The organism is Paenibacillus psychroresistens (assembly GCF_009728935.1).
In the GTDB taxonomy this organism is placed as follows: Bacteria; Bacillota; Bacilli; order Paenibacillales; family NBRC-103111; genus Paenibacillus_AC; species Paenibacillus_AC psychroresistens.
Map to the genome: position 1 here is coordinate 150,578 of NZ_CP034235.1, position 20,722 is coordinate 171,299.

A 20,722-nucleotide genomic window follows, 5' to 3' on the forward strand; every position below is an offset into this window, starting at 1 on the left:
GACTACCTTAATCCCTGATTTTAATGACATATACCCAAATATTCCCGTATACTGAGGAAATAGATGGTTATGATTGGACTGGAGTGACTTTCCTTGCAAAGATTTAGGTTATACACAATAGCCCTATTTATTATGTGGGGAGCACTGAGACAAGGTTTTTTTTATGAGCTGGATGCAGTTTTAATGTTAACCGTACTAGCATCCGCTATTTTAATTATGATTTTATTAGAGAAAAAACTAGAAGTAAATCTATTTCAAGCTCTGCTAATCCTTTTTACAATCGTTTATTGGGCAGCTTTATTCTATGCGCAGGATTTTGAGCTAGCTATGGAAGAAGCTTTAAAAGTAACGAGCATGCCGCTTATTGGATTTGTTGCTGCTAGACTAACATATAACAATAAATTAAAACTGTTAAAGCTCTGTATCTGGGTTGGAAGCAGTTTAGTGGTTGTTGGGGTTCTGTTTAATTTATATAGGCAAAACCGCTTGGAATCAACTATTGAATATGCCAACACACTGGCGATATTCCTATTGGTTACAGCTATTCTCTGCATCTTATTCTATCTCCATGAGCAAAAAGTCGGTTTACTATTTCATTTGACCCTGCAAATTTCAGGCTTGTTGTTAACTCTATCGAGATCTGTCTGGATTTTATGGATTGCAGCCATTCTGTTGCTTTTATTATCTTATAAGCTACTGCGCACCCGGAAGCAGTTGGCTAGATTTAGCTTTGTCCAATTAGCAGCACTTGGCTTGGCCGTTTTAATTAAATGGGATCTATTCTTCTTTCTTAATCGGGTTCATAGTATTCAGGCTAAAGCATCAGAGCTGCAAATTCGTTTTGTTTATTGGCGGGATAGTTTAGCTATGATACGAGATCACTTTTTGCTTGGTACAGGCGGTGGAGGTTGGAGTGTTTTATTGCCGGAGTATAGTGACCCTGTCTACTTTGTTAAATATGTTCACAATCAGTACTTGCAAATTTTTATGGATGTTGGCTTAGTGGGATTAGTCATCTTTATTTCGATACTTTTTGTTTTTTATAGAGGAATTGGGCTTGGAATTATGCAAAATGAAGAGAGTCGACTTTGGAATAAGGGTTTTGTGATTATAGTCACTTTTATTTTGCTTCATGCAGGCTTTGACTTTGATTTAAGCTTCCCACTAATGCTAGGTGTTGTGGTCCTAGTCTTGAGTATAGGCTCTGAGAATCTGTTTAATTTAACTATAAAAAACCAAGCTTATTATAGGCTTTCGTTAGTTAGTATTTTTGCTTTTCTACTATTCTCAGCCTGGTTGACAACAGGGTACTCATTCATGAAAAAAGGAGAGCACAATATCCAATCAAACATACAGATAGCAGCAGCTCAAAAACAATTTACGACAGCTAAATGGTTTCTGCCTTGGTCAAGTAAAGCCTATTATGATGCTGCCAAAGGGTATGTACTACTTGGTAATCAGACGAACGATAGTGCTAGTTATCAAAAGGCAAAAGAAGAAATCGAAAAAGCTATTCAATTATCTCCGAAACAGTCGCTTTATCAAGCATTATTACTTGAATTACAGCAAGCAACTCAATAATTCATTTCAAAATTAACCTGATAGTTAGTTCTGAAAAAAGCTTCCTTCATCAATTTAGATGGAGAAAGCTTTTTTGTTGGCCGAAAGTACGATTTAGTTTTTGTTTGTTTACTCCGAATCAGCAACAGCTGCAGAAGCAAAGCCCTCTGCAGTGATATTAATCCGCTGAATCTCGGAAATTGCAGCTTCATAAGCCGATTGCTCATTTGCAGATAATTCGGCAAATACAGCTTCTTGGGAGCCTTCATCATATACAACTGCAAACCAACCTTCCGGTCGATAATCTGCGCGCGCAATCAGCTTCTTATCATTCAGCTTTGCTTTTTCCTTTTGTTTTAGAATATCGTTTTGATCATTCTTTGTTGGTTCCTTCAGTTTTACCTTAGGTAGTTTCGCAGACTTTTCTTTAGCTACAGGCATAGTGTAAACCTCCTATTGGAATATTTACTTTACCTTTACCCACTTTAGGAGAGAACTAAACGTTCTGGATTTTGTGTTTACTCTTAATCCCTCATCTTCTGAAATTTGGACCACTAACTCCGTCCTCTAGCAAATTTTGTTCCTGTGGCTGCACCTTAGCTCTCCCGCCTTCTCCAACAGCAACCAAGGTAGGCTGTGAAGGATAGGTATCTTTAGAAATGAGCTCCCTTTTAACCATTACCCCAGCTAGCTTCTCCAGTCGGTAGGTTTCAACGACATAACCTGTTTTGCCTGCTTGAAGGGTTTGTGTTTCCATAGGAGCAAGTGAAGCATTGTACAAGTATTTCATGGAAGGTGGAATTTTTTTGACGATATTCGATTTTACCTCATAGGTCTTTTCTTGCTGTAGAGTACCAAAGAGTTTAACCGTAAGTTTATTGTTCACTACCGAAGTTCGGATTAGCAGATAATGCCCTGTATTATTCTTAAAGCGGAAATTGATATAGTCCGTGGCGTATGTCGCATCCTGTCCCAAAGGCACGTAACTGATGGGCAGGGAGTGATTTCGCCGTTCGATAATTTGCAAACCTGCACGTAACACAGCATTATAGAGAGTAGTAGAAACCTGACAAATTCCGCCACCGATGCCAGGTACAAGCTTGCCGTTGTAAATGACAGGTGCTTCTTGATAACCCAGCTTTTTCTCAGTTTGGCGAATGATTTGACTATAATCAAAGATTTCACCAGGGGCAAGCAGCTGATCCTGCATCGTTTGGGCAGAAACACTGATATTATGTATTCTCCCTGCTGCACCTGTTGCAAATACGGTCGAAAATTGGCTGATGTTGCGTGTGATCCCTTGCTTTTTTAAGCTTACGGCAGTCACTGCAGGTGGTTTAACTAACAAGGGTAATCTTACTTGCATGGGCAATGGTTTTCCAGCTCTTAAATGTAGCAGCCAAAGTGAATCTTTACTGGACAGTTCAGCTTTTAATAGTTTATTCAGCTCATTCGAATCCACACGATAAGCGTTTATTTCAGGGGTTATTTTAATAGAATCATCGGTTTCAATTTTACGATAAGCATTTATAGGCTTAAAAGTATTAGCCGCAGTTCCTTTTTGATTTATTGCGCTCAATAATTTATTCTCATCAAAGATAAGCTTCACGCTATATTGGGAATTGCTTAAATGCCATCTCTTCCAAGCACGCTTATACCAAGGGCCTTTCTCAACGGAATGGAGAATTGCCGCAATTTCTGTGAGATTACCACTCACACCCATTTCATGTAAAGTTATCGCAGATGGCTTCCAAAAAGCTTGTCGAAAAGGGTCCTTTTTAGAAAGTGGCTGCTCACAGCCTGTTCCCGAACATGTAAACAATACTTGCTGCCGTTCGATTAAAGTCATGGTATTCTTTAACTGGAGATCAAATTGAGCTAGTGTGATTCCATTCAGTGACCAACCCGAAAGTGTTACATTTCGCGGCACTGTATGCTTTGAACCATATGTAAATACCAGAAAACAAGCCAGTAATAACGAGATTAGCACAGAGCCTATGAGATACACCGGTTTTATGCGCATGCCTCTGAAATCCTCCTTTTAAGCGGTTAAGTATTACTCGTACACTCGTCCTATACAAGAATCTATGTAATCAGAGCTTAAAAAATGCTATTTTCAACAATAGGCAGGGATTTAAACACTCTGTGTCGAAGTGTTAGTTGTTAGTGCATAACTCTATTGAATGCTTAGGACGTGAGACGAATGATTGAAATGCAAGATGTATGGAAAACGTATCCAGATGGAACACATGCTGTTAGAGGGATTACCTTAAAAGTCGATCGCAATGAATTTGTATATATCGTAGGACCGTCAGGTGCGGGAAAATCCACTTTTATGAAAATGGTTTACCGCGAAGAACGTCCGACTAAAGGGCAAATTTTTGTCAATGGCGTGAATTTAGTTTCGCTTAAACAGCGGAAGCTTCCTTATGTTCGTCGTCATATCGGGGTCATTTTTCAAGATTTCCGTTTACTGCCCAAGCTAACTATTTTTGAGAATATCGCTTTTGCGATGGAAGTTATTGAAGCTCCCAAACGGTTGATTAAGAAGCGGACGATGGAGGTTCTTGAGCTTGTAAAGCTGAAGGATAAAGCGGGTTCATTACCGAGTCAGCTTTCAGGTGGAGAGCAACAGCGCATTGCAATTGCCCGGGCAATAGTCAATAATCCAGCGGTTATTATCGCAGATGAACCTACTGGAAATCTCGATCCGGATACTTCGTGGGGCATTATGAAGCTGTTGGAAGAAATTAATTTCCGCGGCACAACCATTATGATGGCTACGCATAATAAAGAGATGGTCAATACCTTTAGGAAGCGTGTAATCGCGATTGAAAAAGGTATGGTTGTTCGTGATGAATTGAGAGGGGAATATGGCTATGAAGATTAGCACTATGACCCGGCACGTTCGTGAAGGCACCAAGAACGTTGTGCGTAACGGCTGGATGTCCTTTGCATCTATAAGCTCGATTGCGATTTCTTTGTTAATATTAGGTGTTTTTTTGCTGTTGGTTTCTAATGTGGATTATATGGGCAAGCAGATAGAATCACAGGTAGAGATTCGTGTCTTTCTGGAATTGAATACGTCGGAATTATCAATAAATGCCCTTCAGAACGGGATTGCTGGCATGCCTGAGGTTAGTAAAGTAACCTTTGTTTCTAAAGCAGAAGGCTTGGCAAGCATGCGCGAGAAAATGGGAGAAGACGGCAAGTCCTATTTGGAAGGTTTAGATGGCGAGAACAATCCATTGAATGACTCCTTTACCGTTCAAGTTATAGATCCACATCAAATAGATATTGCCGCAACTAAGATAAATGAGCTGAATCAAGGCAAATCGCCTAAGCCCATTGTAAAAGTAAGCTATGGGAAAGGCACTGTAGAGTCTTTATTCAAAGCCACTAAGATTGTTCGTTACATCGGAATTGGTTTAGTAGTTTGTCTAGGCTTGACAGCCATGTTTCTAATATCTAATACTATTAAGCTAACGATCATGGCGCGTAACCGTGAAATTAAGATTATGAAGCTTGTAGGCGCTACGAATAGCTTTATACGATGGCCTTTTTTCATTGAGGGAGCGTTGCTTGGATTTATTGGCTCAGTCATCCCGGTTGTGATTTTATCCTATGGCTATTGGAGGCTATTGAGGTGGCTGCAGCCGGATGATATCTCGACAATTTTGTTACGCTTTAAACCATTTGATGAAATTAGCTATTTATTATCGATTTTCTTGTTATTAATTGGAGTCGTTATCGGAATTTGGGGCAGCACCATTTCTGTACGTAAATTCTTAAAGGTTTAAGGAGACAATATGCGCAAAATATTATTCGCTGTTCTGGCAGCTGTCTTATTGTTCAGCTTAGTGATTCATCCAAAAGAAGGCTATACCAGCGCACAAAGTGATATTGACAATGCGCTTGCCAAGGTGAAGAAGCAAGAAGCTGAAATGCAGAAGAAGCGTGAAGAAGTTAAACAACAATCGGCAGTTCTTGATGCAACCAAGGGTCAAGAAGAGAAGAATTTGCAGAAAATAATGGCAGATATTAAAAAGCAAGCGAATAAATTAGGTGTATTGAATCAACAGATTGTGGATGGTACGATTGCTGCTAAAGAAGCAGGCGTCCTATCGGATGAAGCGGATGAACGAGTTAAATCTCGCGATGCGCTTTTGAAGTCCCGCTTACGTTTAATGTACATGAACGGATCGGTCTCTTATATGGATGTTTTGTTTAGTGCAACTAGTTTTTCTGACTTTTTGGACCGTTTTCTAGCACTACAGAGTGTTGTTGGTCAGGATAAACAAATTCTCGAGAAGAATAAAGAAGATCGCGAGACGCAAGTTGTGAAGAAAAAGGAAATGGATAAGCACCTTGCTGAGGTTCAAAGCTTAGCCTTAGAAGCAGAAGCCACTAAGGACAGGCTTTCCAATCAAGAGAAGAAGAAAGAAGTGTTGCTTGCCAGTCTGGATCAGAATATTGAACAATTGGATGGGATCGATGAAGAAGCTGAGAAGAAGTTGATTGCCTTAGCCTCAGAAAAAGCCCAACTAAACAAGAAGAAAAAAGAGCTCGCAGATAGCTTTAAATACAGTGGGGGTCAGCTCTTATGGCCGCTGCCAGGCAGAACAAGCATGAGTGATGGCTTTGGATATCGAATTGATCCGATAAAACATGTCAGGAAGCTGCATAAAGGGGTTGATATCCCAGCACCTGAAGGTACTGCGATTGTTGCAGCAGAGAGTGGCGTCGTCCTAATTGCGTCAACAGTAAGCGGTTATGGCAATACCGTTGTTATTGATCATGGCAATGGGATATGGACCTGGTACGGCCATATTCGCGAGGGCGGCATTAAGGTAAAGGAAGGCCGAACGGTTACACGAGGACAAAAGATTGCAGAGGTAGGCTCAACGGGAGATTCAACTGGAAATCATCTGCATTTTGAGGTAAGAAAAAACGAAGTAGCGGTTAATCCATTGCCGTACTTAAAGTAATATATTGTATATGGTGGTGGTAGGGTAATGGTATTTAAAGGCCGAATGGTATTGGCTTATGTGCTAATCGGAATGTTTGCAAGCAGCTTATTAACCTTATTAACCATCAATTTTTTCTATCCGGTGATCTCTATTAACGCTGGAAGCGCCGATAAATTAAACCCCACAAATGCCAGCCGTCAACAAGCTGGCCTGACATCGAAGGATTTAACAAAGCTGCAGACAGCCTATAATTTGATTCATAATCAGTATGTAACTGAGATAGATCATGATAAAATTCTAAATGGTGCGATTACGGGAATGCTTTCAGCTACAGGTGATCCCTTTTCCACTTATATGACGCCTGATGAAGCCAAACAATTTCAAGATAATGTGGATGCTTTATTCGAGGGTATTGGTGCAGAGCTTTTAATGATAGACAACAAAATTACGATAGATTCGCTCATCAAAGGCTCCCCTGCAGAAAAAGTTGGGTTGCGGAAGAATGATATCATTGTATCCGTTAACGGTGAAAAGCTCGAAGGCCTTACCCTTTATGAAGCCGTAGCCAAAATTCGTGGAGCTAAAGGTACGCAAGCTGAACTGAGTATCATCCGCGCCGGTAGTATAGATCCTATCGATATTATCGTAGTAAGGGACGAAATTGAGACTCAAACGGTACAAAGTGAAATGGTCACCAAGGAAATTGGAAAAATTGAAATTCGTCAATTTTCTGCTCGTTCAACGGATGAGTTCAAGGCGAATTTGCTTGGATTGGAAAAGCAAGGTATGAAGAGCTTAATAATCGATGTGCGCGATGATCCAGGTGGGTTATTATTCAAGGTCCTTGAAATTGTAGAGCCTTTTATTGATAAAGGTAAAACGATTGTCCAAGTAGAGGATCGTAATGGAAAACGTCAAGCAGACGTCTCAAACATCAAAGAACCTGTCCGTAAATATCCAATCGTCGTTCTGATCAATAAAGGCAGTGCCAGTGCTGCAGAAATTTTGGCTGCTGCTTTACAGCAATCGGCAGGGAGTAAGCTGATTGGTGAAACCACCTATGGAAAAGGAACGGTGCAGGAGCCGTTTTTGGATGAAATGGTGGATGGAAGCAATATAAAGCTGACGATTAATAAATGGCTCACGCCTAATGGCAGCTGGATACACCAAAAAGGGATCACTCCAGATATTGCTGTTGAACAACCAGATTACTTTGATGTCATGGTGCTCAGTAAAAAGGAAACCTTGAAATTTGATATGAATAACGCAGACATCATGAACATGCAAATTATGCTAGAAGGCTTAGGGTTTTCTCCGGAACGGAAAGATGGTTATTATGACATGAAAACCGTTGCAGCTGTGGGAGCTTTTCAAAAAGCTAATTTACTTGCAGAAACCGGCGAGGCAAATGAAGTAACAATGAAAGAAATTGAGAATAAGATTTCAGACAAAATTAAAGATAGTAAGAATGACTTGCAGCTTAAAGCAGCGATTGACCTACTTCAGAGCACACCAGCTTCCTAAGCAAGCTTCGTATTCTACCCATCTAAGGAGAAACATAGTATGGCATTTATATTGGAGCTGCTAAATCAACTTTTACAGGCTGCAGGGCAAATTTTACTGCAGCCGTTTTATTATTTAGGCATTGTGATCATTATGCTGCAATATCGTAGGCAGATCGTATTGGAACGCAAGCTATTCCATACAAAGCTGCATTCTATTGTTCATGAATTCTGGCGAATGCTGCTCTGGGGCTGGCTATGCGGAATAGTCGCTTCACTTATCATGATTTTTGTAGGTGCCTCCATACCCATGGAAAGCGTTTACTTGCTGTGGGCAATTTCTCTGATTCTATTGCTGTTCCGTGTTCGTTATTTTAACGTGGCATACGCTGCAGGAATCATGGGATTGTTGCACTGTATAGTTGGGTATTTTCCTGGCCTATTGGAACTAACCTCCTATCAATGGCTTTTTAGACCGATAAATGAACTTCATGTCCCGTCTTTGCTTTTTATAGTCGCCATCATGCATCTTCTCGAAGCTTACCTGTTAAGAATTCAGGGGAAACGACTGGCAAGCCCAACCTTGGTTGAAGGCAAAAGAGGTAAAATCGTCGGTGGGTATCAGTTACAAAGCTATTGGCCGATCCCGTTGTTCTTATTAATGCCTGTAGCAGGCGGTACGCTCGATTTGCCATGGACTCCGCTGTTTGCTTCTGGACTAGACTCTGCTGCAGTTACTGGCAGCTGGGGCTTCCTCGCACTCCCGTTGATTCTGGGGTTTACTGATTTTACCCAAGCGCGACTTCCCGTCGCCAAAATAAGACGAAGCTCAAGCTTACTCTTGTTATATGCTTGCATTATACTTATAGCTTCTTTACTGAGCTATTATTGGAGCTTTTTCATCTTAATAGCGTCGATCCTGACCATCCTATTGCACGAAGGGCTAGTGAAATATAGTGCTTGGGAAGAGACAACCCAAAGTCCATTATTTGTCCATGGTGAACGAGGCTTATTAATATTAGCTGTGCTGCCTGGAAGCTCTGCAATTGAGTTGGGACTTCAAGCGGGTGAAATTATCCATAAGGTCAATTCCGTACTCGTACGCACGAAGCAAGAGCTACATCAGGCTATGCGCTTAAACCCCGCTTTTTGCCGGTTGGAAGTACTTAATCTAGAAGGACATAGTAAATTTGTTAGTAGAGCAATCTACGCAGGTGATCATCACGAGTTAGGTATCATTTTGGCCCCCGATGCAGAGACGATTGATTACATTCCACAGAAACAGCGGAATTTGCATTTCCTTCATGGTTTAAAGGGAAAACCGGGTAAGCGCAAGGAACGTCAGATATATGATGAAAATTAAAAAAGCTTGAAGCTCTCGTTAAACGGAGCTTCAAGCTTTTTTTCCTATGGCGCTACTTTTGCTGTAGGTGTAATTTCGGCTTCAATCTCGCGTAATACGATGATTTCGACACGACGATTTTTTTGTCTATTTTCAGGTGTATCGTTAGGAGCAATTGGATGGGAGTCGCCATAGAATGCGCCGACAAGCTTGCCGTGCAAGGCAGGGATTTTATTGAAAATCCTTTTGACCGATAAGGATCTTTCAGATGATAATCCATCATTATCTTGATATAAGGATCCAGTGCTTAAAGGTTGGTCGTCCGTATGGCCTTCGATGCTAACTGGTGCGTGTAAAGTTGGAAAAAGACTGGATAGCTTTTCTAGAATAGGAATGGAAGCGGGTTTTAAGTCTGCTTTTCCTGAATCGAATAAGAATAAATCATTTAGAGTGATAGCAATGCCTCGTGCGGTATCTTTAACAGATACCTTGGTTTGCAGCTTATTATCATTGATGTACTTTTCGGTTTTTTCCTTGAGATCCTTCAATTCTTTTTCTCTTTGCTCGATTTGCTCAGCTTTTTTCTCTTGCTTTTCTTTCTCCGTTTCTTCAGATACTTCATCAGTTTCCTCAGCAGTAGGGGAATCCTTTTCGGGATCTTTTTGAGACAGATTTCCTTCAGCCCCTTCACCTGGATCTGCAACACCGACATTTCCCTGGGGAATAACGGTATCCGATTTTTTGAACTGAAAAGCAAGGGACTTAGACAGTTCTGTGTATTTGGCCATATCAATTTTGCTCATGGAGTACATAATAACGAAAAAGATTAGCAATAATGTGATTAAATCGGCATAAGTGATGAGCCAGCGTTCATGGTTCTCATGCTCCTCATGCTTCTTATTTCTCCTCGCCATCTTCCTCACCTGCTCCTCCCGTTTTGTTCTTATCTTCTTTCTTATGCAGGAATGAGGTTAGTTTTTTCTTGATTAGTTGTGGGTTTTCACCAGCCTGTAGGGCTAGAATACCTTCAAGCATTAATTCCATTTCAGAAATTTGTTCCTTACTGCGTATTTTGATCTTGGCTCCAAGCGGCAGATAAGCAACGTTAGCACTCGCCACCCCATACAAGGTTGCTGTAAAAGCAACGGCGATCGCTGGTCCTAGATCATCTGGATTAGCTAAATTACCCAATACGTGAATCAAACCCATAACGGTACCGATAATTCCCATGGTAGGAGCAATTGCACCTGCGCTATCAAAAATCTTGGCGAAGCCTTCATGTTGATGAGCTAATGCATCCATTTCTAATTCGAGAATTTGACGGGTAAGATCAGGATCAGTTCCATCCACGACCATCATTAAGCCTTCTTTAAGAAATGGATTGGTATGTTCTTGGGCACGTTGTTCCAAGGCTAGCACACCTTCTCGACGTGCTACAGTTGCCATCTCTACAACCTCTTCAATTATGGTATGCGGATTATGCACGGGTTCTTTAAAAGCCATTTTTATGGCCAAAGGAAGCTCTTTAAGACGGGAGATTGGAAAGCTCATGGCTACGGCTCCAAATGTACCTCCAAAAACGATAAGCATGGCGCTGGGAACAACCAAAGCAGATAAATGCCCGCCATCCCACATATACCCACCTACTAATGATGCAAGACCCAAAACTAAACCGATTACTGTTGTCAAATCCACGAAACTACCACCCCTAAGTCAACTTTTCTATATACTTCGTATATTGGTGTAAAACGGTGATTCTTTATTTGCAACGATTATTGAAAAGAGGTATAATTAACGGGAACAAATATTCCTATTTCCAAAATTGCTTAATACTTTATTTATATCGGAAAATCGTCTATAAAAGTTTAGTAAAACTGTATGGCTGCATCTGGATTAATCAAATTCGCGCCTAGAGGCTGGGATAAGGTGAGTGAAATGAACGATATAGTACGGAGTGATAAAAAGTTTGAATTGGTTTCAGAGTTTTCACCGCAAGGGGACCAGCCAAGAGCAATTGAGCAGCTGCTTAAAAGCATCACCGCTGGACAAAAGCAGCAAACTCTCTTAGGCGCAACAGGTACAGGGAAAACCTTTACAATGGCTAAGGTTATAGCCGAATTGAATCGCCCTACTCTTGTAATTGCCCATAACAAAACGTTAGCGGCCCAGCTTTGCAGCGAATTTAAGCAGTTTTTCCCGAATAACGCAGTCGAGTATTTTGTCAGCTACTACGATTACTATCAGCCGGAAGCCTATATTCCCTCTTCGGATACTTTTATCGAGAAGGATTCCAGCATCAATGAAGAAATCGATAAGCTGCGACATTCAGCAACAAGCTCTTTATTTGAACGGCGAGATGTCATTATCGTTGCCAGTGTTTCATGCATTTACGGTTTAGGATCTCCCATAGAATATGGAAATCTATTGTTATCTCTTCGTGTGGGTATGGAACGTTCGCGGAATGAAATCCTCCATAAATTAGTTGATATTCAGTATCAGCGGAATGATTTGAATTTTGTGCGCGGTACTTTTCGTGTGCGAGGCGATGTAGTAGAGATTTTCCCGGCTTCACACAGTGAGCAAGCTGTTAGGATCGAGTTATTTGGCGACGAGATTGAGAAAATTGTCGAAATCAATGTTTTAACAGGTGAAATTATTGCTGAACGGGACCACATTGCTATTTTTCCAGCCTCACATTTTGTGACGCATGAAGACACAATGAAGGTTGCCATAGTCCATATTGAGCGCGAGCTTGAGGAACGCTTAGCTGTATTCCGTGAAGAAGGCAAGCTGCTTGAAGCACAGCGGTTGGAGCAGCGGACGCGTTATGATATAGAAATGATGCAAGAAATGGGTTTTTGTTCAGGGATTGAGAACTATTCTGGACCTTTAACCTTCCGTGAAAAAGGAGCTACCCCTTATACGCTTTTGGATTATTTTCCAGATGATATGTTGTTTGTTGTGGATGAATCTCATGTAACCTTACCGCAAATTCGTGGGATGTACAACGGGGATAGAGCGAGAAAAGAAATGCTCGTTAATCATGGATTCCGACTACCTTCCGCTATGGATAATCGCCCTCTGCGCATCGAAGAATTTGAGGATAAAGTCAGTCAAATCGTCTATGTTTCTGCAACACCTGGTCCCATTGAATTGGAACGCTGTCCTATTATGGTTGAGCAGATTATTCGTCCAACAGGCTTGCTTGATCCCATCATAGAAATTCGTCCTTCGAAAGGTCAAATTGATGATTTAATAGGTGAGATTCACGAACGGATTCGCAGAGATGAACGTGTACTGGTTACAACATTGACCAAGAAAATGTCAGAAGATTTAACTGACTATCTCAAAAACATAGATATTAAAGTGCGATATCTGCATTCGGATATTAAAACCTTAGAACGCTTGCAAATTTTGCGTGATTTACGGCTAGGTGTTTTTCATGTTTTAATTGGTATAAATCTGCTTCGTGAAGGCTTGGATTTACCTGAAGTATCCTTGGTTTGTATTTTGGATGCGGATAAAGAAGGATTCTTAAGATCAGAACGCGCATTAATTCAAACGGTAGGCCGAGCTGCCCGAAACTCAGACGGCCGAGTCATTATGTATGCCGATAAAATAACAGACTCCATGCGTAAAGCTTTAGATGAAACGGAGCGTAGACGAGTCATTCAAGCTGCACATAACGAAGCGAATGGCATTACGCCAACGACGATCAGCAAAAAAGTACGTGATGTGATTGAAGCTAGCAAAGTAGCCGAGCAAAAAGCAGATTATCTAACAGGTGTGGGCGGCAAGCTCAACAAAAAAGAGCGCATTGCACTCATCGAACGTTTAGAGCAAGAAATGAAAACCGCAGCTAAGAATCTTCAATTCGAACGCGCCGCCGAACTCCGCGATGCGGTCTTAGAACTTAAAGCAGAAGATTAATTTTTAAAGATATTCTAAATAAAGTAGATTATATTTTTAATGCTTTTTAAAAAAGAAGCGAAAGGGAGTAATGGGTGTGTCTGGAAAGTTTACGTGCCGCCTTTGAATATTGCATCGTTACAACCCTTCAAATAAAGGGATGCAATTTCAAGAGTGGCTGGAAGGCACATCTGTTACGCACTTGAGCATTTCTTTTTTAATAAACGTAAGTGATATCTACCATTGTTCAATTATCTTAATAATTTAATCTCACAATGAGAGGATGAAATTTTCGTGGCAAGTGAACATATCGTCATTAAAGGAGCAAGAGCTCACAATCTCAAAAACATCGATGTGACCATTCCACGTGATCGTTTTGTCGTATTGACAGGATTAAGCGGTTCAGGTAAATCATCCTTAGCGTTCGACACGATTTATGCAGAAGGGCAAAGAAGATACGTAGAGTCGCTTTCTGCTTACGCCCGTCAATTTTTAGGCCAGATGGAGAAGCCGGATGTAGATTCTATCGAAGGTTTATCTCCGGCTATATCTATCGACCAGAAAACAACAAGCCGTAATCCCCGCTCAACCGTCGGTACGGTTACAGAAATCTATGATTATCTGCGTTTGCTTTTTGCGCGTGTCGGTCAGCCGCATTGTCCGACTCATGGGATAGCAATAACTGCACAAACCGTTGAACAAATGGTGGACCGCATTATGGAGTACCCAGAAAAAACAAGAATTCAAATTTTGGCTCCACTGATCTCAGGTCGCAAAGGGGAGCACACTAAGCTTTTGGGCGATATTCAGCGACAAGGCTTTGTTCGAGTACGGGTGAATGGCGAGATTATCGACTTGTCAGAAAAAATAGAATTAGATAAGAACAAAAAGCATAAAATCGAAGTTGTTATCGATCGGATTGTGGTTAAAGAAGACGTACAAGTCAGATTAGCCGACTCGATAGAAACTGCGCTGAAGATCTCTGAGGGCAGAGTACTTATAGATGTGGCAGATCATGATGAGCTGCTGTTTAGTCAGAATCTAGCATGCCCTGAATGTGGCTTCAGTATTGAGGACCTTGCTCCACGGATGTTTTCTTTCAATAGCCCTTATGGTGCTTGTCCAGATTGTGACGGGTTAGGCAGTAAAATGATTGTAGATCCCGATCTCCTGGTTTCCGATCGCAAGAAGACCATTCAGGATGGAGCTTTCGAAGCATGGGCGGGTAGTACATCTAACTATTATCCACAATTTCTTGCTTCCGTTTGTCTGCATTATAAAATTCCACGGAACGTGGCTATAGAGAAGCTAACAGAAGATCAAATGAAAGTTTTGTTATACGGCACAGATGGGGAAAAGATTCGTTTTCGATATGAGAATGAACTTGGACAAACAAGAGATGCCATGGTTCCATTTGAAGGGATCATTAAGAATTTGGAACGTAGGTATCGTGATACCTTTTCAGATGGGATACGGGAGCATATCGAGGCTTATATGAGCTCTAAGGCTTGCGGTAAATGTAAAGGGCAGCGTCTTAAAGCCGAGAGCTTGGCTGTAACGATTCAAGGGAAGAATATAGCTTACTCCACAGGTCTGTCTATTGGAGATGCACAGAAGTTTTTCTCGAATCTTGTACTGACAGATCGTGAAATGCAGATTGCCACACTAATTCTTAAAGAGATTAATGCACGATTGGGTTTCTTAGTTAATGTGGGCTTGGATTACTTAGCGCTAAGTCGAGCAGCAGGCACATTATCGGGTGGGGAAGCACAGCGTATTCGCTTAGCAACTCAAATTGGTTCAAGCTTAATGGGCGTGCTATATATTCTAGATGAGCCGAGTATTGGATTGCATCAGAAGGATAACGCTCGTTTAATCGAGACTCTACTGCACATGCGTGATCTAGGCAATACCCTAATCGTTGTTGAGCATGATGAAGACACTATGTTGGCTGCAGATTATATAATCGATATTGGTCCTGGAGCAGGTATCCATGGGGGCCAAATTATTTCACAAGGAACACCTGAGCAAGTTATGGCAGATCCTAACTCTTTAACCGGAGAATATTTAAGTGGGCGTAAGTTCATTCCCATCCCATTAAAACGTCGTGCTACTAACGGTAAATGGCTAGAAATAAAAGGTGCAAAAGAGAACAACCTGCGTAATGTAAATGTGAAATTCCCGTTAGGGGTTTTTGCTTGTGTAACTGGGGTATCAGGCTCTGGAAAAAGTACATTGATCAATGAGATTCTGTATAAGACCTTAGCGCGTGAACTGAATGGGGCAAAAGTCAGATCAGGTGAATTTAAAGAAATTCTCGGACTTGAACATATTGAGAAAGTAATCGATATTGATCAATCTCCAATTGGACGAACCCCACGTTCTAACCCGGCTACCTATACAGGTGTTTTCGATGATATTCGGGACTTATTCTCCGTTACATCGGAAGCAAAAATCCGCGGCTACAAGAAGGGTCGTTTTAGCTTCAATGTAAAAGGCGGCCGTTGTGAAGCCTGTCGAGGGGATGGCATCATCAAAATTGAAATGCATTTTCTACCCGATGTTTATGTACCATGCGAAATTTGCAAAGGCAAACGCTACAACCGCGAAACACTTGAGGTCAAATATAAAGGCAAGAATATATCGGAGATTCTAGGCATGACGATTGAAGATGCTTGTGAATTCTTTAAGAATGTTCCGCGCATTAGCCGCAAGATGCAGACCTTATTCGATGTTGGTCTCGGTTATATGGATTTGGGTCAGCCTGCAACCACTTTATCAGGTGGAGAAGCACAACGAGTTAAGCTTGCAGCTGAGTTATACCGTCGCAGTACAGGCAAGTCGATCTATATACTAGATGAGCCTACTACTGGCTTGCATATCCATGATATTGCTCGCTTGTTAGAGGTCCTGCATCGTTTAGTGGATAACGGAGAATCCGTGTTAGTCATTGAGCATAATCTAGATGTAATCAAAACAGCTGATTATGTGATTGATTTAGGACCTGAAGGTGGGAGTCGTGGTGGCTTGATTGTTGCTTCAGGAACACCAGAAGAAGTCGTTAAAGTAAAAGGTTCTTATACAGGGCAATACCTAAAACCTGTGCTGGAACGGGATCGCGCACGTACCTTAGCAGAAGTACATTAATCTTACCTAAGTTAAATCTAGAGTAAGCAAAAAGGTCATTCATCAAGTCAGCTGACTTAATGAATGGCCTTTTAGTTATAAAGTTATCCGAATAGATCACCAAATACATCCATCACATTTTTCTTTTTCTTATAGGGCTTGCCATGTTTGTCATAGCCTTTGGAATCCTGTGAGCTATACGAACGATCATCATCATCATCATCATCATCGTCATCATCTCTACTCTGTTTACGCTCATATTTATCATCATTCGAGACATGCCGTTCCATTCGTTCATACTCGGTTCGTGTTTCTTGAATCCCAGTTCGCAGCTTGTCCAACTCACCCCGGTCAAGCCAAACTCCTTTGCAATCGGGACATACATCAATTAAAACTCCATCTTTTGCCACTTCGCGCATTCGAACATCTGAACATACAGGACATTTCATCATTAATACCCTCCATTCGGTGATTTCCGTTTCGTCTATGCTTAGTACGTTTCGTAGACCATACGGTTTCAAAGCGAATTGGTAATATTATAAACCTTGGCTAAATGGGATAACGGTTGGTTGGTTTTTTTCTTCGTTTTCATGCTTTTCAGTTTGTGCAGCTTTGGATTCCATTTTACTAGTCCCTTGGAAAGTACCGCCTTCATCAATCATTAATGAAGCAGTTGTCGTATTTCCAAATAATTTTCCAGATGAGGTAATTTTCAGCATTCCTTTAGTCATAATATTGCCATGTACCGAGCCTGCAATAATAATATTGCGTGCAATAATATTTGATTTAACGACCCCATGCTCCCCAACGATTACATCACCTGTACACTCCACATCGCCTGTTACCATACCTTCGATCCGAAGGCTAGCTTCTGATTTAATTCTGCCTTCAAATTGACTGCCTTCTCCAACTAGGGTATCCGTAATATTAGGATTAATTTGCTTTTTCTTGCCTTTAAACATGTTTATTCTTCCTTTCTAGCTGTAATTAAGTAAGGTTCAGGATCGACGCTAACGCCGTCTTTTTTTACTTCATAATGAAGATGGGGACCCGTGCTGCGTCCCGTGGAGCCAAGCAAACCAATTTGTTGACCTTTAGTCACATGATCACCTTCAGAAACAAGGGATTTATTCAAATGCATATACCAGGTTCGAAGACCCTTGGAATGACTAACCACAATATTGTTTCCATGTAGCTTATCATAATCGGATGAGATTACCGTACCATCTGCGGTTACATAAACGGGATCGTCAAAACTCCCTGCTATATCGAACCCACTATGAAAAGTAGGTCTGTATGTAAAAGGATCTTCTCGAAAGCCGAATCCAGAGGTGATATGTCGTGTCGTTACAGGCCAAATAGTGGGTGAAATTTTCAGCAGCTCAATGGCATTGATCACTTTTTTCTTAGTTTGTTCCATCGACCCGAATAAAGTAGTCATTTCAGTACCTAAAGCTTTAAAATTTTTCTGAGTGTTATCCGCAAGCTGGAGAATTTCTTCGTTAGTAACCGAAAGCATAGGCCCGCCTTTATCATTGCTACTATCCTGAGCAACCTCTGTTCCAGCCTTTACTTGTTTCTTTGCAGTTTTATCGGGATTCGTAAGCAGCTTGACTTCCTCATCCAGCTTTTGCATTTCTCCAATTCTACTCTGGATCTCTGCGGCTTGCTCCGAGAGCTGAATCACTTTATTTTGCAGCTGTTCAATAGTCAAATCTTTAGAGGAAACGGTTTGAGAGTATTCTTGCTCTTGTCCAGTTAGCTTTTTTGCGAGAATGGAATTCAATAATGAGCTTTTTCCATGCACAATATACAAAATCATGCTGATGACAATTAATGCAAAAAAGATCGAGAAGAAGACATACAGCAAGAGGCCATGTACCCGAAAGCGAAGCACACTTCGACTTGGATCATTGTCCGGTATGACCATAAAGGTGAATTTTTTCTTAAACCACTTTAATTTCATGCGAACTCCTTTTCGAAGCGAATTGTCGATATTTGGACTTTTACCGTTTGTAATATTCGCCATTAATCTACAAAAACCTGCCTCTCTTTACCTTAATTTTCAATTTAATTCATCGGACAAGCAGGAATTTGTCGAAATAAGTAGAAATCTTGTAGATAAGTATTGTGATAGCAATTGATAGCAATGACTAATAGGGAGGATCAAATGATCAAATTAGCTGGAATTGATATAGGTAATGACAGTATTAAGCTTGTGGTCGACGGGGGTCAAGAGACGATTATGGTCCCTAACATTGTTGCTCCTGGATATGAAAGATCTATTCTGCAAGAAGAAGATTCACCTCTTAAAGGTTTGGATGTTATGGTACATAGCCCGAGATTAGCGAGAAGCAATCAGCGTTATTTTATTGGGCAGCTTGCTATGGAGAATGATGATAACGTTGAATTGGAAGACATGGATAATAAAGCTTTATCTGATCAATCTCTAATTGTTGCTTTAGTGGCCTTAGCTTACGCTGGAGTTAGTGGAAACAGCCATTCAGGCTCTTCCTTTAATAGCACATTTGATGAGGTAGAGTATGTAATTGGGACTGGATTACCTGTCCGTACCTATGCCAAATTTCATAAAGTATTCGAAGATCGTTTAGTTGGTGAGCATGAAGTTACTTTCTTAACTACCCCACAGCTGCGCAATCGTAAAGTAAAAGTCACCATTCGTAAAGCGGTTATCTCCATTGAGGGTGCGGCGGCTTTGTTCCATATGGCAACTCACGAGAATCTTCAAGTCAAGGATGAAGAGCTGTACTATGGTTGTATTGGTATTTGTGAGATGGGTGCGCTAACGACAGATTTTCCAGTTCTAAAAAGAATGAGTATCGATAATCAATTCAGTACAGGTGAGCAAATGGGTCTGGCTATGTACTTGGATTATATTATCCATGATATCGAAGATACATACGGATATCGTTTTCCAAGTCGTACAAAGTTAGTGCAACGAGTGAAAAGCGGCAATTACAATATTCAACGAATAGGTGAAGGGCAAGCCAACATCAAGCCAATCGTCGATGCCTATTTTACCCGAGCAGCACAGCGCATTGTTGATCTAATCAAAAAACGTTGGAAAAAATATCCGGATATTGAGTGTTTTTATGTATTAGGCGGTGGGGCTATGGCGTTGAAGCCATACATTCAAGAGCTTGCTAAAACAATGAAGCTGCGCTTTGCTGAAGATAGTGAATTGCAGAATGTATACGGCTACCTAAAAATGGCTAAAAATAAAGTAAATCAAACCTCTTAATTACTAGAATTTGATTGGAGCCTACCGAAATGGTAGGCTTTTTGTATTAGTCAGCACCATTTTGGAGGAGGAGAATTAACATGATAGCAGTCATAAAGAAAGCAGAAGAAGGATATACCGCGCGTTATGAGCGTAATCTCCAGCATTCGGTTGAAAAGGTATGGGCTGGGTTAACAGAGAATGATAAACTGGCGAAATGGTTTTCTGAACTCGAGGTAGACAGCCTCCGTAAGGGAGGGACAATTAAGTTCAACATGCCAGATGAAACATTCATAGGGCTTGAAATTATCGAACTGACACTAAATTCGGTATTGGAATTTACTTGGGATGAAGGCATTGTACGTTTTGAGTTATATCCGGAACCAGAAGGATGTTGTTTAATCTTAATAGAAAAGATGGCTAAAATTACGGACCATACACCAAGGGATCTTGCCGGCTGGCATGTTTGCCTAGCTGTCTTAGGCTTATTATTGGATGGGAAAACACTGGAGTCTCGTGAAAACGAATGGAAAATACAGTTTGAACTATACAAAGAGCTTATCGATAATCTCAATAAAAACTAATGACTAAAGATACATTAATGAATGCAGTGATAAATTTTAATCAAAATGGACAATTTATAATTATAAAGATTATTGCTTGAAATTTAGATAATTCTTAATAGGAAATTTGGAGATTTGGTGACAAAGGGCCTCTTAAGCCAGAAAGCACTTGCATCCGTGGGCTTCACGCGATAACATAGAAAAATAGGTTGTTTTCGTATAAATATAAGGAGGGCTCTCCATGTTATTAGCAGCAGAACCAGTTACATCACCAGAACATGAAGCAATGGCAACTGGTACATTTAATATGTTCGGCATTACTTTCGATTATTTTGATTTTTTTGTAATTGCTTTTACCATATTAATTGCTATAGGTGTATATCGATCATTAAAGGCAGAGCAGAAGAATGTAGTGGCTATCGGCTTTGGTGGCGTTTCATTGCTCGTATTCGTTATTATGGATTACATCATGGTTAAGAATTGGTTATTCCCCGGACTTACTTAATGTT

18 protein-coding genes are annotated in these 20,722 nt (G+C 40.8%); 11 read left to right on the top strand and 7 right to left on the bottom strand.

Annotated elements, in window-relative coordinates:
- Positions 1 to 132: 132 nt before the first annotated feature.
- Complete coding sequence (locus EHS13_RS00705) at positions 133 to 1,581, top strand: O-antigen ligase family protein (RefSeq protein ID WP_227013737.1); 1,449 nt, start codon at positions 133 to 135, stop codon at positions 1,579 to 1,581.
- A gap of 108 nt (positions 1,582 to 1,689) precedes the next feature.
- Here EHS13_RS00705 and EHS13_RS00710 read toward each other — a convergent pair whose 3' ends face one another.
- Positions 1,690 to 2,001, bottom strand: a complete 312-nt coding sequence (locus EHS13_RS00710; protein WP_155698419.1) for a hypothetical protein — start codon at positions 1,999 to 2,001, stop codon at positions 1,690 to 1,692.
- Between the two features lie 91 nt (positions 2,002 to 2,092).
- On the bottom strand, positions 2,093 to 3,583 hold the full coding sequence (locus tag EHS13_RS00715; RefSeq protein WP_155698421.1) for a VanW family protein: 1,491 nt from the start codon (positions 3,581 to 3,583) through the stop codon (positions 2,093 to 2,095).
- A 180-nt stretch (positions 3,584 to 3,763) separates the two neighbouring features.
- Between EHS13_RS00715 and ftsE the strand changes: the two genes are divergently transcribed.
- From ftsE to EHS13_RS00740, 5 genes are read left to right on the top strand one after another with little or no spacing between them, the layout of a single operon-like run.
- Entirely contained in the window at positions 3,764 to 4,450 is a 687-nt protein-coding gene (gene ftsE, locus EHS13_RS00720) for a cell division ATP-binding protein FtsE (protein ID WP_155698423.1), read from the top strand.
- Complete coding sequence (ftsX, locus tag EHS13_RS00725) at positions 4,440 to 5,360, top strand: permease-like cell division protein FtsX (protein WP_155698425.1); 921 nt, start codon at positions 4,440 to 4,442, stop codon at positions 5,358 to 5,360. The genes ftsE and ftsX overlap by 11 nt, the downstream gene beginning before the upstream one ends.
- A 9-nt stretch (positions 5,361 to 5,369) precedes the next feature.
- A complete protein-coding gene (locus EHS13_RS00730; RefSeq protein ID WP_155698427.1) occupies positions 5,370 to 6,548 on the top strand; it encodes a murein hydrolase activator EnvC family protein in 1,179 nt (392 codons plus the stop codon).
- A 27-nt stretch (positions 6,549 to 6,575) separates the two neighbouring features.
- Positions 6,576 to 8,054, top strand: a complete 1,479-nt coding sequence (locus EHS13_RS00735) for a S41 family peptidase (protein WP_155698429.1) — start codon at positions 6,576 to 6,578, stop codon at positions 8,052 to 8,054.
- Positions 8,055 to 8,093: 39 nt separating this feature from the next.
- Positions 8,094 to 9,395: a PDZ domain-containing protein gene (locus EHS13_RS00740; RefSeq protein WP_155698431.1), complete on the top strand. Its 1,302-nt coding sequence runs from the start codon at positions 8,094 to 8,096 to the stop codon at positions 9,393 to 9,395.
- Between the two features lie 44 nt (positions 9,396 to 9,439).
- Here the strand turns inward: EHS13_RS00740 and EHS13_RS00745 are convergent, their stop codons facing one another.
- The gene (locus EHS13_RS00745; RefSeq protein ID WP_155698433.1) at positions 9,440 to 10,288 is read right to left on the bottom strand and encodes a flagellar motor protein MotB; all 849 of its coding nucleotides are present in this window, start codon (positions 10,286 to 10,288) and stop codon (positions 9,440 to 9,442) included.
- Complete coding sequence (locus EHS13_RS00750) at positions 10,272 to 11,069, bottom strand: flagellar motor protein (protein WP_155698434.1); 798 nt, start codon at positions 11,067 to 11,069, stop codon at positions 10,272 to 10,274. Before EHS13_RS00750 ends, EHS13_RS00745 begins: the two co-directional genes overlap by 17 nt.
- Positions 11,070 to 11,309: 240 nt before the next feature.
- On the opposite strand from EHS13_RS00750, the gene uvrB reads away from it, so the two are divergent.
- Both uvrB and uvrA read left to right on the top strand, forming a co-directional pair.
- Positions 11,310 to 13,304, top strand: coding sequence for an excinuclease ABC subunit UvrB (uvrB, locus tag EHS13_RS00755; protein ID WP_155705173.1), 1,995 nt, complete (start codon positions 11,310 to 11,312; stop codon positions 13,302 to 13,304).
- Positions 13,305 to 13,577: 273 nt separating this feature from the next.
- Positions 13,578 to 16,430: an excinuclease ABC subunit UvrA gene (gene uvrA, locus EHS13_RS00760; protein WP_155698436.1), complete on the top strand. Its 2,853-nt coding sequence runs from the start codon at positions 13,578 to 13,580 to the stop codon at positions 16,428 to 16,430.
- An 83-nt stretch (positions 16,431 to 16,513) separates the two neighbouring features.
- Here uvrA and EHS13_RS00765 read toward each other — a convergent pair whose 3' ends face one another.
- From EHS13_RS00765 to EHS13_RS37330, 3 genes are all read right to left on the bottom strand, one after another.
- A complete protein-coding gene (locus tag EHS13_RS00765; protein WP_155705174.1) occupies positions 16,514 to 16,858 on the bottom strand; it encodes a TFIIB-type zinc ribbon-containing protein in 345 nt (114 codons plus the stop codon).
- Between the two features lie 87 nt (positions 16,859 to 16,945).
- Positions 16,946 to 17,371: a bactofilin family protein gene (locus tag EHS13_RS00770; protein ID WP_155698438.1), complete on the bottom strand. Its 426-nt coding sequence runs from the start codon at positions 17,369 to 17,371 to the stop codon at positions 16,946 to 16,948.
- Positions 17,372 to 17,373: 2 nt separating this feature from the next.
- A complete protein-coding gene (locus tag EHS13_RS37330; RefSeq protein ID WP_319633414.1) occupies positions 17,374 to 18,375 on the bottom strand; it encodes a peptidoglycan DD-metalloendopeptidase family protein in 1,002 nt (333 codons plus the stop codon).
- A gap of 204 nt (positions 18,376 to 18,579) precedes the next feature.
- Here EHS13_RS37330 and EHS13_RS00780 point away from each other — a divergent pair, with 204 nt between their 5' ends.
- The 3 genes from EHS13_RS00780 (at position 18,580) to EHS13_RS00790 (ending at position 20,718) form a co-directional block, all read left to right on the top strand.
- Positions 18,580 to 19,671: a ParM/StbA family protein gene (locus EHS13_RS00780; protein WP_155698440.1), complete on the top strand. Its 1,092-nt coding sequence runs from the start codon at positions 18,580 to 18,582 to the stop codon at positions 19,669 to 19,671.
- An 80-nt stretch (positions 19,672 to 19,751) separates the two neighbouring features.
- Positions 19,752 to 20,234 (top strand): SRPBCC family protein, encoded by a 483-nt coding sequence (locus EHS13_RS00785; protein ID WP_155698442.1) that lies wholly within the window; start codon positions 19,752 to 19,754, stop codon positions 20,232 to 20,234.
- 220 nt (positions 20,235 to 20,454) lie between these two features.
- The gene (locus EHS13_RS00790) at positions 20,455 to 20,718 is read left to right on the top strand and encodes a DUF2759 family protein (RefSeq protein WP_405083544.1); all 264 of its coding nucleotides are present in this window, start codon (positions 20,455 to 20,457) and stop codon (positions 20,716 to 20,718) included.
- The last annotated feature ends 4 nt before the right edge of the window (positions 20,719 to 20,722 follow it).

Excerpts from the sequence above, each read along its gene's own strand:
- EHS13_RS00770 (WP_155698438.1), bottom strand. The coding sequence starts at position 17,371 with ATGTTTAAAGGCAAGAAAAAGCAAATTAATCCTAATATTACGGATACC.
- EHS13_RS00785 (WP_155698442.1), top strand. The coding sequence starts at position 19,752 with ATGATAGCAGTCATAAAGAAAGCAGAAGAAGGATATACCGCGCGTTAT.
- EHS13_RS00790 (WP_405083544.1), top strand. The coding sequence starts at position 20,455 with ATGTTATTAGCAGCAGAACCAGTTACATCACCAGAACATGAAGCAATG.
- EHS13_RS00710 (WP_155698419.1), bottom strand. The coding sequence starts at position 2,001 with ATGCCTGTAGCTAAAGAAAAGTCTGCGAAACTACCTAAGGTAAAACTG.
- uvrB (WP_155705173.1), top strand. The coding sequence starts at position 11,310 with ATGAACGATATAGTACGGAGTGATAAAAAGTTTGAATTGGTTTCAGAG.
- EHS13_RS00735 (WP_155698429.1), top strand. The coding sequence starts at position 6,576 with ATGGTATTTAAAGGCCGAATGGTATTGGCTTATGTGCTAATCGGAATG.
- EHS13_RS00765 (WP_155705174.1), bottom strand. The coding sequence starts at position 16,858 with ATGAAATGTCCTGTATGTTCAGATGTTCGAATGCGCGAAGTGGCAAAA.
- EHS13_RS00705 (WP_227013737.1), top strand. The coding sequence starts at position 133 with ATGTGGGGAGCACTGAGACAAGGTTTTTTTTATGAGCTGGATGCAGTT.
- EHS13_RS00740 (WP_155698431.1), top strand. The coding sequence starts at position 8,094 with ATGGCATTTATATTGGAGCTGCTAAATCAACTTTTACAGGCTGCAGGG.
- EHS13_RS00730 (WP_155698427.1), top strand. The coding sequence starts at position 5,370 with ATGCGCAAAATATTATTCGCTGTTCTGGCAGCTGTCTTATTGTTCAGC.
- EHS13_RS00780 (WP_155698440.1), top strand. The coding sequence starts at position 18,580 with ATGATCAAATTAGCTGGAATTGATATAGGTAATGACAGTATTAAGCTT.
- EHS13_RS00745 (WP_155698433.1), bottom strand. The coding sequence starts at position 10,288 with ATGGCGAGGAGAAATAAGAAGCATGAGGAGCATGAGAACCATGAACGC.
- ftsX (WP_155698425.1), top strand. The coding sequence starts at position 4,440 with ATGAAGATTAGCACTATGACCCGGCACGTTCGTGAAGGCACCAAGAAC.
- ftsE (WP_155698423.1), top strand. The coding sequence starts at position 3,764 with ATGATTGAAATGCAAGATGTATGGAAAACGTATCCAGATGGAACACAT.
- EHS13_RS00715 (WP_155698421.1), bottom strand. The coding sequence starts at position 3,583 with ATGCGCATAAAACCGGTGTATCTCATAGGCTCTGTGCTAATCTCGTTA.
- EHS13_RS37330 (WP_319633414.1), bottom strand. The coding sequence starts at position 18,375 with ATGAAATTAAAGTGGTTTAAGAAAAAATTCACCTTTATGGTCATACCG.